This window comes from Massilia sp. Mn16-1_5, assembly GCF_004798585.1.
Lineage (GTDB): Bacteria > Pseudomonadota > Gammaproteobacteria > Burkholderiales > Burkholderiaceae_D > Telluria.
Map to the genome: position 1 here is coordinate 139,396 of NZ_PPXQ01000010.1, position 15,600 is coordinate 154,995.

The 15,600-nt window shown below is 64.2% G+C and carries 17 protein-coding genes; 11 read left to right on the forward strand and 6 right to left on the reverse strand.

What is annotated here, in order from left to right; all coding sequences use genetic code 11:
* Nucleotides 1-114: 114 nt before the first annotated feature.
* Nucleotides 115-984 (forward strand): flocculation-associated PEP-CTERM protein PepA, encoded by an 870-nt coding sequence (gene pepA / locus C2862_RS13820; RefSeq protein WP_136220709.1) that lies wholly within the window; start codon nt 115-117, stop codon nt 982-984.
* A gap of 67 nt (nt 985-1,051) precedes the next feature.
* On the opposite strand, the gene C2862_RS13825 is transcribed toward pepA, so the two are convergent.
* Complete coding sequence (locus tag C2862_RS13825) at nt 1,052-2,095, reverse strand: rhomboid family intramembrane serine protease (protein WP_136220710.1); 1,044 nt, start codon at nt 2,093-2,095, stop codon at nt 1,052-1,054.
* 9 nt (nt 2,096-2,104) lie between these two features.
* The gene (locus C2862_RS13830; RefSeq protein WP_136220711.1) at nt 2,105-2,659 is read right to left on the reverse strand and encodes a cob(I)yrinic acid a,c-diamide adenosyltransferase; all 555 of its coding nucleotides are present in this window, start codon (nt 2,657-2,659) and stop codon (nt 2,105-2,107) included.
* A 75-nt stretch (nt 2,660-2,734) separates the two neighbouring features.
* Between C2862_RS13830 and C2862_RS13835 the strand changes: the two genes are divergently transcribed.
* The 5 genes from C2862_RS13835 to C2862_RS13855 all read left to right on the forward strand — a co-directional run bounded on the left by C2862_RS13835 (nt 2,735) and on the right by C2862_RS13855 (nt 7,685).
* Nucleotides 2,735-4,216, forward strand: coding sequence for an FAD-linked oxidase C-terminal domain-containing protein (locus C2862_RS13835; protein ID WP_136220712.1), 1,482 nt, complete (start codon nt 2,735-2,737; stop codon nt 4,214-4,216).
* Between the two features lie 3 nt (nt 4,217-4,219).
* Nucleotides 4,220-5,263: a glycolate oxidase subunit GlcE gene (gene glcE / locus C2862_RS13840; protein ID WP_136220713.1), complete on the forward strand. Its 1,044-nt coding sequence runs from the start codon at nt 4,220-4,222 to the stop codon at nt 5,261-5,263.
* A 2-nt stretch (nt 5,264-5,265) separates the two neighbouring features.
* Complete coding sequence (gene glcF / locus C2862_RS13845; RefSeq protein WP_136220714.1) at nt 5,266-6,495, forward strand: glycolate oxidase subunit GlcF; 1,230 nt, start codon at nt 5,266-5,268, stop codon at nt 6,493-6,495.
* Between the two features lie 189 nt (nt 6,496-6,684).
* Complete coding sequence (locus C2862_RS13850) at nt 6,685-6,999, forward strand: hypothetical protein (RefSeq protein ID WP_136220715.1); 315 nt, start codon at nt 6,685-6,687, stop codon at nt 6,997-6,999.
* Complete coding sequence (locus C2862_RS13855) at nt 6,999-7,685, forward strand: pentapeptide repeat-containing protein (protein WP_136220716.1); 687 nt, start codon at nt 6,999-7,001, stop codon at nt 7,683-7,685. Before C2862_RS13850 ends, C2862_RS13855 begins: the two co-directional genes overlap by 1 nt.
* A gap of 51 nt (nt 7,686-7,736) precedes the next feature.
* Here the strand turns inward: C2862_RS13855 and C2862_RS13860 are convergent, their stop codons facing one another.
* Nucleotides 7,737-8,195 (reverse strand): cache domain-containing protein, encoded by a 459-nt coding sequence (locus C2862_RS13860; RefSeq protein WP_136220717.1) that lies wholly within the window; start codon nt 8,193-8,195, stop codon nt 7,737-7,739.
* A 186-nt stretch (nt 8,196-8,381) separates the two neighbouring features.
* Between C2862_RS13860 and C2862_RS13865 the strand changes: the two genes are divergently transcribed.
* The 3 genes from C2862_RS13865 to C2862_RS13875 all read left to right on the forward strand — a co-directional run bounded on the left by C2862_RS13865 (nt 8,382) and on the right by C2862_RS13875 (nt 11,249).
* The gene (locus tag C2862_RS13865; RefSeq protein WP_136220718.1) at nt 8,382-10,016 is read left to right on the forward strand and encodes a methyl-accepting chemotaxis protein; all 1,635 of its coding nucleotides are present in this window, start codon (nt 8,382-8,384) and stop codon (nt 10,014-10,016) included.
* Between the two features lie 204 nt (nt 10,017-10,220).
* On the forward strand, nt 10,221-10,580 hold the full coding sequence (locus C2862_RS13870) for a hypothetical protein (RefSeq protein WP_136220719.1): 360 nt from the start codon (nt 10,221-10,223) through the stop codon (nt 10,578-10,580).
* 84 nt (nt 10,581-10,664) lie between these two features.
* The gene (locus C2862_RS13875; protein WP_136220720.1) at nt 10,665-11,249 is read left to right on the forward strand and encodes a hypothetical protein; all 585 of its coding nucleotides are present in this window, start codon (nt 10,665-10,667) and stop codon (nt 11,247-11,249) included.
* Between the two features lie 57 nt (nt 11,250-11,306).
* Here C2862_RS13875 and C2862_RS13880 read toward each other — a convergent pair whose 3' ends face one another.
* The 3 genes from C2862_RS13880 to C2862_RS13890 are packed head-to-tail and all read right to left on the reverse strand — an operon-like array spanning nt 11,307 to nt 14,005.
* Nucleotides 11,307-11,786: a glutathione peroxidase gene (locus C2862_RS13880; RefSeq protein WP_136220721.1), complete on the reverse strand. Its 480-nt coding sequence runs from the start codon at nt 11,784-11,786 to the stop codon at nt 11,307-11,309.
* Between the two features lie 25 nt (nt 11,787-11,811).
* The gene (locus C2862_RS13885) at nt 11,812-12,948 is read right to left on the reverse strand and encodes a PilT/PilU family type 4a pilus ATPase (protein WP_136220722.1); all 1,137 of its coding nucleotides are present in this window, start codon (nt 12,946-12,948) and stop codon (nt 11,812-11,814) included.
* A gap of 13 nt (nt 12,949-12,961) precedes the next feature.
* Entirely contained in the window at nt 12,962-14,005 is a 1,044-nt protein-coding gene (locus tag C2862_RS13890) for a type IV pilus twitching motility protein PilT (RefSeq protein ID WP_136220723.1), read from the reverse strand.
* 67 nt (nt 14,006-14,072) lie between these two features.
* On the opposite strand from C2862_RS13890, the gene C2862_RS13895 reads away from it, so the two are divergent.
* Both C2862_RS13895 and proC read left to right on the forward strand, forming a co-directional pair.
* Nucleotides 14,073-14,774: a YggS family pyridoxal phosphate-dependent enzyme gene (locus C2862_RS13895; RefSeq protein WP_136220724.1), complete on the forward strand. Its 702-nt coding sequence runs from the start codon at nt 14,073-14,075 to the stop codon at nt 14,772-14,774.
* 9 nt (nt 14,775-14,783) lie between these two features.
* Nucleotides 14,784-15,593 carry a pyrroline-5-carboxylate reductase gene (gene proC, locus C2862_RS13900; RefSeq protein ID WP_136220725.1) on the forward strand — a complete coding sequence of 270 codons (810 nt, stop codon included), beginning with the start codon at nt 14,784-14,786 and terminating at the stop codon, nt 15,591-15,593.
* Nucleotides 15,594-15,600 lie beyond the last annotated feature (7 nt).

A 15,600-nucleotide genomic window follows, 5' to 3' on the forward strand; every position in this document is an offset into this window, starting at 1 on the left:
TGATGAGATAACGAAAGTATGTAAGTGATTGATCTGTAAGGTCGTCCGTACGCTGGTACGGTGGTTGCTAGTAGTGAAGTGCTGTGCCATTGCCCGATCAACCACGAACAGAGGATGACGATCATGAAATTTCTTAAGAAATTGGCTTGTGCTTCTGCAGTTGCAATGTCGCTCGCGGGAGGCGCAAACGCTGCCACCGTGTTGAATAACTGGGTCTTCAACCCGTCCGGCGGCGGTTTCGCCGGCGGCCAGACGATCAACGAGTATCTCGACGTAAACGGCAATGCGTTCATCGATCTCACGTCAACGGGCGGCACCAGTTTCTCGTTCACCGAGCACGCAGTGTTCAACATTGTCCAGGCTGACAGCAATGGCAGGCTGTTCCCGGTAAACTTCCCAGGCGGCAATATCACTGCCACGTTCGAAGGGACTGGGACCGGTAATTTCAGTGGCAACTTTACCTTCAGCGGTGGCACCATCCGCATGTACCAGAATCCGGTCAATGGCCAATACGCTTCGACGGAAGGCTTCTACGGTGCCAACCTCGGCAACCAGATCGCCGAGTTCACTGTCATGGCGGGCGGTGGCGGCAGCGTCGATGCCAGCGGTAACCCTGTGTCCAATGGTCAAGTGACGGTGTTCGCCTCGGCCGCTGCCGGCAGTCTGGACGCGGGCTACTTCTTCCGTGAAAACGGCCAGGATCTGTCGACCGAGTCGATCATGGCGTTCGCCTTTACCAATGCCAATACGGTTTCCGACCCTGACGAGACCCTGGTCGACGAAGTCGCCTGCCAGTTTGCCGGCTTCACCGGCGTTGGCTGCAACGGTGACGCGTATGCAAACGTGGCCGGCGAGCACCTCTTCATTTCGAACAATGGCCAGTTCAAACTGAACGAAGTGCCTGAGCCAGGTTCGCTGGCCCTGTTCGGCATCGCGATGCTGGGCGCCGGCGTCGTTGTTCGCAAGCGCGCCGCCAAGGTGTAAGCGCGGTTCGCCGCAATGCAAAAGAGCGGGCACATGCCCGCTCTTTTTTCGTCCGTAAGGCGCCTGCTTACACCTGCTTTTGCTCCGGCAGATGAATCGAACGCGCCAGCAGGAAGCCGGCCAGCCAGCCCCCGACCAGCCCGCCGATATGCGCGGCGTTATCGGTGTGCGGGTACACGAAGCCCATCCATAGGCTGAACAGCAGGAAGGGCAGGAGGGAAGAGCGCAGCTCGCTCACCACGGTCGGCGGCACGCCGCTGTTCGAACGGCTGAGGAAGGCGAACAGGCCGCCGATGATGCCGAAGATCGCACCCGAGGCGCCGACGCTGTTCACGTGCGGGTTCCACAGTACGCTGGCGAGGCTGCCGGAGAGTCCGGCCAGCAGGTAGAGGGCCACGAAACGGCTGCTGCCGAAGATGCGTTCGGTGAGTCGTCCGACCTGCCACAGCGCCAGCATATTGAAGCCCAGGTGCCAGATGCTCCCATGCAGGAACATCGAGCTGACCAGGCGCCACCATTGTCCGTTCAAGGTCAGGCGGCCCACGTTCGACCCCCATTCCACCAGCTGCTGGGCGTGCAGCAGGGCGGAAACGTTCGGGTTCAGCGCGAACAGCTGGCGCAGCGGTCCCTCCAGGGCGTTCTGGTAGGTCTGGCGCGCCAGCCACATCAGGACGAAGATGCCGATGTTCGCCGTCAGCAGGCCCCAGATCACCGGCGTCGACGGACTCCAGTAGTCGATGCGGTCGTGGAAGACGGCGTTTTCCTCGTGCTCCTGCACGAACTGCTCGGTCTGGCGGGTGGGGAGCAGGGCGACGATGCGCGCGGCCGTTTCGCGGTCGGCCACGCTGAAACCGACCGTCACGTCGCCCTTCACGCCGAGTACGTCGAAGCGCACGTCCTGGCCGTTGGCCCAGGCGTTGACGATGTCGACCCGGCGCAGGCGGTGTTCCTCGCGCTTGGGCATGCGGAAGGAGCGCTGGCTGGTGCCGCGCACGATCACGAAATCGTCCTGGACTTCGAGCGTCCCCTTGCCGCGCAGGCGGTAGGGATTGCTCGGCCAGTTGGCCCCGGCCGTGTAGAAACGGACGTCGAACAGCGTACTGCCGGCCATCGACACCTCTTAACCGCGCTTGCGCTCGTGATTCCAGAGCACGTCGCTGCCGCCGGCGTAGCGATTCAGCACGCGCGCCAGCACGAACATCAGGTCGGATAAACGGTTCACGTACTGGCGCGGCTGCGGGTTAAGCGTGTCCGTCTTGGACAAGGCAACGATGGCGCGCTCGGCGCGGCGGCAGACGGTGCGGCAGACGTGGGCGGTGGAGGCCGCGCGCGAGCCGGCCGGCAGGATGAATTCCTTCAGGATCGGCAGGTCGGCATTGTATTTCTCGAGCAGGCCGTCCAGGCGCGCCACGTGCTCGTCCTTGATCATCTGGTAGCCGGGGATGCACAGCTCGCCGCCCAGGTCGAACAGGTCGTGCTGGATCGAGACCAGCTCGTCGCGCATCTCGGGCGGCATGTCTTCGCACAGCAGCAGGCCGACGAAGGAATTGAGCTCGTCGACTTCGCCCAGGGCGTGGATGCGGGCGCTGTCCTTGCCGGTGCGGCTGCCGTCGCCGAGGCCGGTGCTGCCGTCGTCCCCGGTGCGTGTGGCGATTTTGGAAAGTCGATTACCCATGATGATGTCCTGCCCCTAAAAAAAGATAGCCCGAGCATACGACAAAACGATGCGATTGTGGCTACAATCGAAGGCATGTCCGCCTCTCTCCAAGTCTCTCTCGAACGCCGCCAGCAGGTTGCAGCAGCCCTGAAGGCAAGGCTCCCCGATGGCGCCGTCCTCTCCGATCCGGAAGACACCCGGCCCTACGAATGCGACGGCCTGGCCGCTTACCGCGAGCTGCCGATGATCGTCACCCTGCCAGCCAACGAAGAGCAGGTACTGGCGATCCTGAACGTCTGCCGCGAGCTGAACGTGCCGATCGTGCCGCGCGGCGCCGGTACCGGCCTGTCGGGCGGGGCGCTGCCGATCCATGACGGCGTGGTGCTGTCCACGGCGCGCTTGAATCGCATCGTGCGCGTCGACGAGTATGCGCGCACCGCCGTGGTCCAGCCGGGCGTGCGCAATCTCGCCATTTCCGAGGCGGCAGCGCAATACGGCCTGTACTACGCGCCGGACCCGTCCTCGCAGATCGCCTGCACCATCGGCGGCAACGTGGCCGAGAATTCGGGCGGCGTGCACTGCCTGAAATACGGCCTCACCGTCCACAACGTGCTGCGCGTGCGCGTGGCCACCATCGACGGCGAGATCATCGAACTGGGCAGCGAGGCGCTGGACGCTCCGGGCCTGGATCTGCTCGCCGTCTTCATCGGTTCGGAAGGCATGCTCGGCATCGTCACCGAGGTGACGGTAAAACTGGTGCCGAAGCCGATCGCGGCCCAGGTGATCATGGCGTCCTTCGACGACGTCGTCACCGGCGGCAATGCCGTAGCCAGCGTGATCGCGGCCGGCATCATCCCGGCGGGCCTGGAAATGATGGACCGCACCTCGGCGCGCATGGTCGAGCCCTTTGTACACGCCGGCTACGACACCGACGCCGCCGCCATCCTGCTGTGCGAGGCCGACGGCACGCCGCTGGAGGTGGCCGAGGAAATCGCACGCATGGCCGACGTGCTCGAGCGCGCGGGCGCCAGCGCGATCGCGGTCTCGCAAAACGAAGCGGAGCGGATGAAGTTCTGGTCCGGCCGCAAGAATGCCTTCCCGGCGGCGGGACGCATCTCGCCGGATTACTACTGCATGGACGGCACCATCCCGCGCAAGCAGCTGGCCCATGTACTCAGCAGCATCGAGCAGATGGAAACCACCTACGGGCTGCGCTGCGCGAACGTGTTCCATGCGGGCGACGGCAACATGCATCCGCTGATCCTGTTCGATGCGAACCAGCCGGGCGAATTCGAGCGTGCCGAAGCCTTCGGCGCCGCCATTCTCGCGCTGTGCGTGGAAGTGGGCGGCACCATCACGGGCGAACACGGCGTCGGCATGGAGAAGATCAATTCGATGTGCGTGCAGTTCGAACGCGCCGAGCTCGACGCCTTCTTCGCCGTCAAGCGCGCTTTCGACGTGCCGATGCTGCTCAACCCGGACAAGGCCATCCCGACACCGCACCGCTGCGCCGAATTCGGCAAGCTGCACGTGCACCACGGCGAAGTGCCTTTCCCAGACCTCCCGCGCTTTTAGAAAATGATTGAACAATTCAAGGAACAGATACGCGCGGCCGCAGCTCAGCAACGGGTACTGCGCATACGCGGCGGCGGCACCAAGGACTGGTATGGCGGCGCGCTGGCGGGCGAGATCCTCGACACGCGCGGCTTTAGCGGCATCGTCGACTACGAGCCGACGGAACTGGTGATCACGGCGCGCTGCGGCACGCCGCTCGCCGAGATCGAAGCCGTGCTGGCGCAGCAGAACCAGATGCTGGCCTTCGAGCCGCCGCATTTCGGCGAAGGCGCGACCTTCGGCGGTGCGATTGCCGCCGGCCTCTCCGGCCCGCGCCGCGCCAACAGCGGCGCCGTGCGCGACTTCGTGCTGGGTGCCCAGCTGATGGACGGGAAGGGCGAGCTGCTCAACTTCGGTGGCCAGGTCATGAAGAACGTGGCCGGCTACGACGTCTCGCGCCTGCTGGCGGGCTCGCTCGGCACGCTCGGGCTGATCACGGAGTTGTCCGTCAAAGTGCTGCCGCGTGCCTTGCTGGATGCCACGCTGCGCTTCGAGACGAGCGAGATCGAAGCGATCCGCATGCTCAACGTGTGGGGCGGCCAGCCGCTGCCGCTGTCCGCCAGCTGCTGGTACCAGGGCGTGCTGATGCTGCGTCTGGCGGGCGCGCAGGCGGCGGTGGACGCGGCCGTCAAATCGCTGGGCGGGCAGGTGGTGCCGGATGCCGACGGCTTCTGGAATGACCTGCGCGAACAGCGCCACGCCTTCTTTACGGGCGAAGCGCCGTTGTGGCGTTTGTCGGTGCCCTCGACCACGGGCGCGATCGTGCTGGACGGCGAACAGCTGATCGAGTGGGGCGGGGCGCAGCGCTGGCTGCGCGCCTCGTCGAACGCGGCGGAGACGATCCGCAGCGCGGTGCGCGCCGTTGGCGGCCACGCGACCCTGTTCCGCGGCGGCGATAAAAGCGCCGGCGTGTTCCAGCCGCTGGCGCCAGCCGTTGCGCGCATCCACGAGCGCCTCAAGGCCGCCTTCGACCCATCGCACATTTTCAATCCTGGACGGATGTTTTAAGCATGCAAACGAACCTGGCCGACTTCATCAAGGGCACCGCGGAAGGCAACGAAGCCGAAGCCATCCTGCGCGCCTGCGTGCACTGCGGCTTCTGTACCGCCACCTGCCCCACTTACCAGGTGCTGGGCGACGAGCTCGATGGTCCGCGCGGACGCATTTACCTGATCAAGCAGGTGCTGGAAGGCGCGGAACCGACGCGCAAGACGCAATTGCACCTGGACCGCTGCCTCACCTGCCGCAACTGCGAATCGACCTGTCCGTCGGGCGTCAAGTACGGCCGCCTGGTCGACATCGGCCGCCGCGTGGTCGAGGAACGCGTGCCGCGTCCGCCGAAGGACCGCGTCAAGCGCACCATGCTCAAGGAATTCCTGCCGCGAACGAGCCTGTTCAAGCCGGCGTATGGCGTCGGCACGGCGCTGCGCCCGCTGTTATCCAAGGAACTGCAGGACAAGGTGCAGCGTCCGCGCAGCGCCGGTCATTGGCCGACCCGCGCCCACGCGCGCAAGATGCTGGTGCTCGATGGCTGCGTGCAGCCGGCGATGGCGCCGAACATCAACGCCGCCACCGCGCGGGTGCTCGATGCGCTGGGCGTGCAGCTGGTCGTGGCGCCAAAGGCCGGCTGCTGCGGCGCCGTACGCTACCACCTGAACGACCAGGAAGCGGGGCTGGACGACATGCGCCGCAACATCGACGCCTGGTGGCCCTATGTCGAGAACGAACAGGTCGAGGCGATCGTGATGACGGCCTCCGGCTGCGGCGTGACGGTCAAGGAATATGGCCACCTGCTGGCGCACGATCCGGACTACGCGGCGAAAGCGGGGCGCATCTCGATGCTCACGCGCGACCTCTCCGAGATCATGCCGGCCTTCGAGGAAGAACTGGCAGTCGCCATGCGCGGGAAGATCAAGGAACGCGTCGCTTTCCACCCGCCGTGCACACTGCAGCACGGCCAGCAAATCCGCGGCAAGGTCGAAGGCGTGCTGCGCGCGGCCGGCGTCGACGTCGTCCTGTGCGCCGACAGCCACCTGTGCTGCGGCTCGGCCGGTACCTATTCGGTGCTGCACCCCGAGATCGCCCACGAACTGCGCGACCGCAAGCTGGCCAACCTGGAAGCAACCGGGGCGAAGGAGATCGTCTCGGCAAATATTGGGTGCATGACGCATTTGCAGTCGGGGACCGACACCCCGGTGACGCATTGGATCGAGTTGGTGGATCGGGCGTTACAGGCGTGAATTAAGGATCGGGCAGGCCGCGGTACGAAAAACGCGTGGGCATGCCCACCCTACGCCCATGCAAGGGTACGTGGCCGTCGCGTAACGTAGGGTGGGCATGCCCACGCGTTTTCGTGCCCGTGAATACCCGGCCGACACCGTAGCCGCACCCATGCTAGCATTCCCTCCCAATCACCACACGAGTACCCCATGAGTTCCGTATTCCGCCTCGTGCGCGACGAAGGAGGCCTTGAACCCGTCGTCGTCTTCGAGGATTCCACCACCCCCGGCTTCGTCCCTCTGTGGGAAGAAGTCGGCGTCTACGATGCCCTCTACAACAGCGACGGCAAGCGCGCCCGCGACGTCTCGCGTGCGATCGCCTATGGCCTCGACCGCGTCTCCAGCGAACCCGGACTGAACCGCCTGGTGCCATCGTCCGCCTCGATGGGCGAAGCGATCCGCTTCCTGGAAAACGTCAACCGCGGCTGCGTGATCCACGGCTCGGCCGAGATCCAGAGCCGCTGATGCCGCGTTCCACCATCACCGTCAGCGGCGAATCGCTCGACCGCACCCGCATCGAACAGCTGCTGCAGGAAGACGCGCTGCTCGTCTTCGACGACTGCGATCTTTCAGGCGCCGACCTGTCGCGCCTGAACCTGCAGGACAGCGTGTTGCGCAACTGCGCGCTGCTCGACACCTCGTTCTACGCCGCCAACCTGGCGCGCACGCGCTGGCAGCGCTGCCGGGCAGGGCATGCCGACTTCGAGTCGGGTGACCTGGTCGACGCGCGTTTCGAATCCAGTGACCTGAACAACACGAGCTGGCGCCGCGCCAAGCTGGCCTCCTGCAGCTTCCGCAGCTGCAAGCTGACCGGCGCCGCCTTCGAGGAAGTGAGCTACCTCGGCCTGTCCTTCGAGGACAGCCTGCTGATCGGCGCCGACCTGCGCCGCATGTCTTTCCGCAAGCAGACCCTGGTCGGCCTCGACTTCGCCGATGCCGATCTGTCGGGCTGCGATTTCCGCGATGCCGTTCTTGAGGGCGGCAGCCTGCGCGACGCCCATATCAAGGACACGCGCTTCGATGGCGCCGACTTGCGCGAGGCGGACCTCGGCGGACTGAAGCTGGTGAATGCCAAGTTGTTTGCCGGCGCGACCATCTCGCCGCGCCAGGCGGCGGAGCTGGTGCGCGCGATGGGCCTGAACGTCGCGTAAAAAGAAAAAGGGCGGCACGCATGCCGCCCTTTGCTTATCCCGCCAACAGGATTACTTCTTGTAGTAGCCGCTCGAGAAGACCATGTCGTTAGCCTTTTCGAAGTAAACGGTTTTCGCCTGGATTTCCTTGGTGGTCGGGTTCGGCCACTTGTAGTCGGACGTGCCCTTGCCGGCCGCCTTGGCCTTGCCCAGGATGTCCTTGATGAATTCCTTGCCGTCGGCATCCTTCAGGGCCGAGACGTCCTTGCCGATCAGCTTGGCGTTGGTTCCGTGTGCCAGCACGTTGCCGTTCATGTCGTACACGGAGATGTACAGGTCGCGGTCGACGAACTGGCCCTTGTTGTTCGAGACTTCGGCCAGGGTCTTGTCCTTGCCGTTGGCCTTCAGGTAGGCGACGGCCTTCTTGACCATGGCACTGGCCTCTTCCTGGGTGCCGTTCTCGGCTGCGAAGCTTGGTGCCGCCATGATCAGCGCTGCCGACACGGTCAGCGTACGGAATAATGCTTTCATACTCATCCTCAGTAAATGTCACGCGTCATCGCGTGTAGTGTCTATCGGCACGGATCGCTGTTGCTGAAGGGCAAGTCGCCGAATCGCAACACTTCTTTTAGATAATTTAGGCTGCTCGACGGCAGTTGTGATTTTACCGCTTCGCCAAGCTAGAATACATTTAAATTTTCTTTGAGGCAAAACAAAATGAACTTGCGCAATCTACGGATCGGCACGCGTCTCGCGGCCGGTTTCGGCACGCTGCTGCTCTTGCTTGCCGTCGTCGTATTGATTAATACCGTATTGAGTAATGCCAACCGGGATCGTCTCACCGCCGGTATCGAGGCGGCCAGCCAGAAGACGGTGCTGGTGGACACGATGAAGAGCGTGCAGCTGCAAAGCGGCATCGCGATCCGTAACATTGGCTTGCAAAGCGACGTTGCTGCAATGCAAAAAGAAGAGCAGCGCATCAAGGAGTTGCGCCAACGCTACAGTAAGGCACGTGAAACCTTGCTGGCGCTGGACCTGGACGTCGGCGAGAAGCAGCGCCTGGCCGAGATCGCCCGCCTCGATGCCGCCCTGGAAAAACCCTTCAAGGAAGCGCTGGGCCAGGCACTGGCCTTCGACGGCGAAGGCGCGATCAAGACCATCGTGACGCAGATCGATCCGCTGAACCAGGCCGCCCTGGCCGAAATGGATAAACTGGTCGAGCAGGCGAACGCGGCCACCGCCGCCGTGATGACGACCGCGGCCGGCCACGACCGCCAGCTGAAACAGATCACCTTCCTGGTCAGCGGCCTGGCGATCGCCGCCGGCGCACTGTTCGCCTGGCTGATCACCCGCTCCATCGCCGGTCCCTTGCACGAAGCAGTGGCCGTGGCCGAGCGCGTGGCCGGCGGCGACCTGACCTCGCAGATCGAGGCCAGCGGCCGCGACGAAGTCACCCGCCTGTATGCCGCCCTGCGCAAGATGAACGACAGCCTGGCCACCATGGTCGGCAACGTGCGCAGTGGTACCGACAGCATCGGCACCGCTTCGCGCGAGATCGCCGCGGGCAACCTCGATCTGTCCAGCCGTACCGAACAGCAGGCCGGCTCGCTCGAGGAAACCGCGTCCTCGATGGAAGAGCTGACCGCGACCGTGCGCCAGAACGCCGACAACGCGCAGCAGGCCAACGCGCTGGCCGAATCGGCGTCAAGCGTGGCGCGCCGCGGCGGCGAGGTGGTGGCGCAGGTGGTGAGCACCATGGATTCGATCGACGCCTCGTCCAAGAAGATCGTCGACATCATCGGGGTCATCGACGGCATCGCCTTCCAGACCAATATCCTGGCGCTGAATGCCGCCGTGGAAGCGGCGCGTGCCGGCGAACAGGGCCGCGGCTTCGCCGTCGTGGCATCGGAAGTGCGCAGCCTGGCCCAGCGCTCGGCCGGCGCGGCGAAGGAAATCAAGGCGCTGATCGACGATTCGGTGTCGAAGGTCGGCGTCGGCACCACCCTGGTGGCCGAAGCGGGCAAGACGATGGACGACATCGTCTCGAGCGTGCAGCGCGTGTCGGCCATCATCGCCGAGATCCGCTCTGCCAGCGCCGAGCAGAGCGCCGGCATTGAAGAGATCAACCAGGCCATTAGCCAGATGGACCAGGCCACGCAGCAGAACGCCGCGCTGGTGGAAGAGGCGGCCGCCTCGGCCGAGTCGCTGCAGGATCAGGCAGCCGGCCTGGCTCGCCTGGTGTCGGTGTTCAAACTGGGCACGGCGCTGACGGCGCCCGCCATGCCGGCACGCGTTGCGACCAGGAATGTGCGCGAGCCGCTGCTAGGCGGCGAGGAGTGGGCCGAGGTCTGATCCCCCAACATGTTGCCGAAACTAAGGGCTGCCAAGTGCAGCCCTTTTTTCGCCCGTGAGGTAAGGCTTGTTGCATGAGATGTAAGCAAATGCCACGAATGTAAGGGATTGTTAAGTTCGTCAACAACGGTCGACCACGCCCCGTTGATAGCTCAGTGACATGCAATACATGCACTGACAAGACAACCAACAAGGAGCTCGACCATGAAGAAAATCACCGCTACCCTGATCGCCGGCCTGTTCGCCACTGCCGCCTTCGCGCAGACCACCACGACTGCGCCGGCGCCGACCAAGGCGGAAGTCAAGGCCGACACCAAGGAAGCGAAAGCCGAGGTGAAGGCCGACGCCAAGGACGCCAAGGCCACGCTGAAGGCCGATACCAAGCAAGCCAAGGACACCATCAAGGCCGACACCAAGGACGCCAAGGCAGCCATCAAGGCCGATGCCAAGGACGCCAAGACCACCGCCGGCAAGTCGAGCATTCACCCGCCAGCAGAAGTGAGCGCCACCGGCCACACCGGCACCCATGGCGCCGATGTCTCGGCCACCGCAAAAACCAAGTAAGCACCCCTCAGTCGACCGAGCCCGCGTCAGCGCGGGCTTCCCTTGCCTGTCGCACGGGCGACGGCCATACCAAGGAGCCACACCATGAAGAAAATCACCGCCACCCTGATCGCCGGCCTGTTCGCAAGCGCCGCTTTTGCCCAAAGCCCGGCGCCTGTCGCCAAAGCCAATACCGGCAAGATGGATTCGAAAACGGCCGTCCTGGTCGACAACAAGGACGTCAAGTCGACCGTGAGCACCGCATCTGCCGCGCCTGCCGCTGCCGCTTCGGCCCAGGCGGACACCAAGGCGGATGCCAAGCCTGCAGTCAAGAAGGACACTGCCAAGGCCAAGCATACGGCCAAGACCAAGGCCAAGCACAAGGAAAGCAAGGAGCCTGCGAAGACGGAGTCCACTGACGCATCGGCATCGACTTCGACCTCGACGACGACCTCGGGTTCGAGCGCAGCGTCGGGCACGACCGCGACCTCGGCCGACGTGCAGGCCACGACCGGCACCACGGCAGCCCCGGTCCAGTCGGGCGCAGCGACCGATGCCGGCAGCGCCGCAGCACCGACCCTGACCACGACCCCGGCCACCACGCCGGTCGCGCCGCAAGTCGATGCCGGCGTGGCGCCAGCCGCGTCGCCGACTCCGGCCAGCGTCCCGGTCGCGCCGATCCAGAAGTAAGCTCGGTCGCACAAAACAAAAAGCCCGCAGATGCGGGCTTTTTGTTTTTGCGTTGTCTTACTTGAGCAGAGCTTCGATATCGCCGAGGATCTGTTCCGGCTTCGTCGCGGGACCGTAGCGCTTGACGACCCTGCCATCCGGAGCGACGAGGAACTTGGTGAAGTTCCATTTGATGGCCTGCGTGCCCAGCGCGCCGCGCGCTTCGCGCTTCAGGTGCCGGAACAGCGGATGGGCGTTCGGCCCGTTGACCTCGACCTTGGCGAACAGGGGGAAAGTGACTCCGTAGTTCTTTTCGCAGAAGGCGCCGATCTCGGCTTCGCTGCCGGATTCCTGCTTGCCGAACTGGTTGCAGGGGAAGCCCAGCACTTCGACGCCGCGTTGCTGGAACTGGCGATACACGCTTTCCAGCCCCTTGTACTGGGGCGTGAAGCCGCAGGCGCTGGCGGTGTTGACGATCAGGAGCACCTTGCCGCGGTAGCGCGACAGGTCGGTAGGGGTGCCGTCGAGGGCGACCGCGTCGAAGTCGAAAACGTTCATGGCGGGATCATACACCCGCCAATTGTCAGACGAGGCCGAGGTGCTCGGTCCCGGCCGAGAAATCGCGGTCTTTCGAATTCTTGCTGTTGAGCTTGATGTTCAGGCGCAGGTCGTTCACCGAGTCGGCGTTGCGCAGCGCGTCTTCGTACGAGATCTTGTCAAGCTCGTAGAGGTCGAACAGGGCCTGGTCGAAGGTCTGCATGCCGAGCTCGCGCGACTTCTTCATGATCTCCTTGATCTCGTGGACTTCGCCCTTGAAGATCAGGTCCGAGATCAGCGGGGAATTGAGCATGATTTCCATCGCCACCACGCGGCCCTTGTCTTCCTTCTTCGGCACCAGGCGCTGCGAGATCAGGCCGCGCAGGTTCAGGGAAAGATCCATCAGCAACTGCTGGCGGCGCTCTTCGGGGAAGAAGTTGATGATGCGGTCCAGGGCCTGGTTGGCGCTGTTGGCGTGCAGGGTGGCCAGGCACAGGTGACCGGTTTCGGCAAACGCGATCGCGTGTTCCATGGTCTCGCGGTCGCGGATTTCTCCGATCTGGATCACGTCCGGGGCTTGGCGCAGGGAGTTCTTCAGGGCCGCTTCGAAGCTGTCGGTGTCGACGCCGACTTCGCGCTGGGTGATCACGCAGTTTTTATGCGGGTGGACGAATTCGACCGGGTCCTCGATCGTGATGATGTGGCCGTAGCTGTTTTCGTTGCGGTAGCCGACCATCGCGGCGAGGGTCGTCGATTTACCCGAGCCGGTCGCGCCGACCATGATCACCAGGCCGCGCTTGGACATGATCACGTCCTTCAGCACGTTCGGCAGCGCGAGGTCCTCGAACTTCGGGATCTGGGTCGTGATCGTGCGCAGCACCATGCCGACGCTGCTCATCTGGACGAAGGCGGAGACGCGGAAACGGCCCAGGTCGCCCGGGCTGATCGCGAAGTTCGCCTCCTTCGTCAGTTCGAAGCCGGCGGTCTGCTTGTCGTTCATGATCGAACGCGCGAGATCCGCCGTGTGCGCGGCGGTCAGCGGCTGGCTCGAGACCGGCGTCATCTTGCCGTCGATCTTGATCGCGGGCGGGAAGCCGGCGGTGATGAAGAGGTCCGAGCCGCCCTTGCTGACCATCAGGCGCAGCAGGTCGAACATGAATTTGGATGCCTGGTCGCGTTCCATTTTCTTTTTGTCCTTAACCCGGGAAGTTTTCAGGGATTTTCGCAGCGGAGCGTGCGGCCGCGCTGGAGATCACGTTGCGGCGCACCAGGTCCGTCAGGTTCTGGTCCAGGGTCTGCATGCCGACGTTGCTGCCCGTCTGGATGCTTGAATACATCTGCGCGATCTTCGCTTCGCGGATCAGGTTACGGATCGCCGGGGTGCCGATCATGATCTCGTGCGCGGCGACGCGGCCCGAGCCGTCCTTCGTTTTGAGGAGCGTCTGCGAGATCACGGCCTGCAGCGATTCCGACAGCATCGCGCGCACCATCTCTTTTTCTTCGGCCGGGAAGACGTCGACGATACGGTCGATGGTCTTCGCGGCCGAGGAGGTGTGCAGGGTGCCGAACACGAGGTGACCGGTTTCGGCGGCCGACAAGGCAAGACGGATGGTCTCGAGGTCGCGCAGTTCGCCGACCAGAATGGCGTCCGGGTCTTCGCGCAGCGCCGAGCGCAGCGAGTTGCTGAAGGAGAGCGTGTGCGGGCCGACTTCGCGCTGGTTGATCAGGCACTTCTTCGAGTCGTGCACGAATTCGATCGGGTCTTCGATCGTCAGGATGTGGCCGTACTCGGTTTCGTTCAGGTGGTTGATCATCGCCGCCAGCGTGGTCGATTTACCGGAGCCGGTCGGGCCGGTGACCAGCACCAGGCCGCGCGGCTTCAGGGCCAGTTCGCCGAAGATCTTCGGCGCGTTGAGTTCTTCCAGCGTCAGGATTTTCGAGGGGATGGTACGCAGCACGGCGGCGGCGCCGCGTTCCTGGTTGAAGGCATTCACGCGGAAACGGGCCAGGCCGGGGATCGCGAACGAGAAGTCGCACTCCAGCACTTCCTCGTACTGCTTGCGCTGGCCGTCGTTCATGATGTCATAGATCATGGCGTGCACGTCCTTGTGCTCGAGCGGCGGCAGGTTAATGCGGCGCACGTCGCCATGCACGCGGATCATCGGCGGCAGGCCGGCCGAGAGGTGCAGGTCGGAAGCCTTGTTCTTCACCGAGAAGGCGAGGAGTTCTGAGATGTCCATTTATAATCCCTGTGCAGTGAAGGGGAGCTCCGGCAAACCGCTCGAAAATTTCCCATAGAAAACAATTATGTCCACAATCGCCGCCAACTTGCAAGCTGTCGAAGCGACAATCGCCAGCGCCGCGCAAGCCGCCAACCGGCCCGCTTCCAGCGTCCAGCTGCTGGCCGTATCGAAGACTTTTCCGATGGAAGCCGTGCTCGAAGCGGTGGCCGCAGGGCAGCGCGCCTTCGGTGAAAACTACTTGCAAGAGGGCGTCGAAAAGATCGCGGCCGTGGCATCGGCGCAACCGGATACGCCGCTCGAGTGGCATTTCATCGGTCCGATCCAAAGCAACAAGACGCGCCCGATCGCGGCCAACTTCGCCTGGGTGCACACCGTCGAACGCCTGAAGATCGCCCAGCGCCTGTCGGAACAGCGTCCACCTGAACTTGGTCCTCTCAACATCTGCCTGCAGGTGAACATCAGCGGCGAGGCCACCAAGAGCGGCGCCACGCCCGCCGAACTGCCCGAGCTGGCGCGCCAGGTGGCGGCCTTGCCGAATTTGAAGCTGCGCGGCCTGATGGCGATTCCCGAAGCGCAGGCCGACCCGGCGCTGCAGCGCGCCGCCTTTGCCAGGCTGCGCCAGCTGGCCGACAGCCTGCGCGCCGGTGGCCTCGCTCTCGATACGCTGTCGATGGGCATGTCGGGCGACATGGCGTCCGCGATTCTGGAGGGCGCAACCATCGTGCGCGTGGGCAGCGCCATTTTCGGCTCACGCCATTACGATTAAAGGACACATATGAAGATCAGTTTTATCGGTGGCGGGAATATGGCCACCGCGCTTATCGCCGGCCTGGTAAAAGGACCGGGCGTGCAGGTGCACGTCGTCGACCCCAAGCCGGAAGCCCTGGCGCAGCTGGCGGCGCAGTACGGCGTGACCACCGCGGGCAGCGTCGATGCCATGGTGGCATCGGGCGATGTGATCGTGCTGGCCGTGAAGCCGCAGCAGATGCGCGAAGTCGCCGGCGCACTGGCGCCACATCTGACAGGCGGTCCGCTGGTGTTGTCGATCGCGGCAGGCATCCGTGGCGCCGATTTGTCGCGCTGGCTGGGCGGCTACAGCGCCATCGTGCGCACGATGCCGAATACACCGGCGCTGATCAAGCAGGGCATCACCGGGCTGGTAGCCTTGCAAGGCGTGAGCGAGGCACAGCGTGCGGCGGCGGACCAGGTCATGCGCGCGGTCGGCCAGACCGTGTGGCTGGACGACGAAGCCCTGATCGATCCGGTGACGGCGGTGTCGGGCAGCGGACCGGCCTACGTTTTCTACTTCCTGGAAGCGATGGTCGCGGCGGCCCAGGAGATGGGCTTGAGCAGCGAGCAGGGCAGGGCACTGGCGCTGGCGACCTTCAGCGGCGCGACGCAACTGGCCGCGCAGTCGGATGAATCCCTGGAGGTTCTCCGTCAGCGCGTGACCTCGAAGGGCGGCACGACGCATGCGGCGATCACGAGCATGGAAGCGGCAGGCGTGAAGGAAGCGATTGTCGCGGCAATGAAGGCTGCGGCCGCGCGTGGGCGCGAGTTGGGTGAGGAATTAGGGAAGGATTAAAACGGTG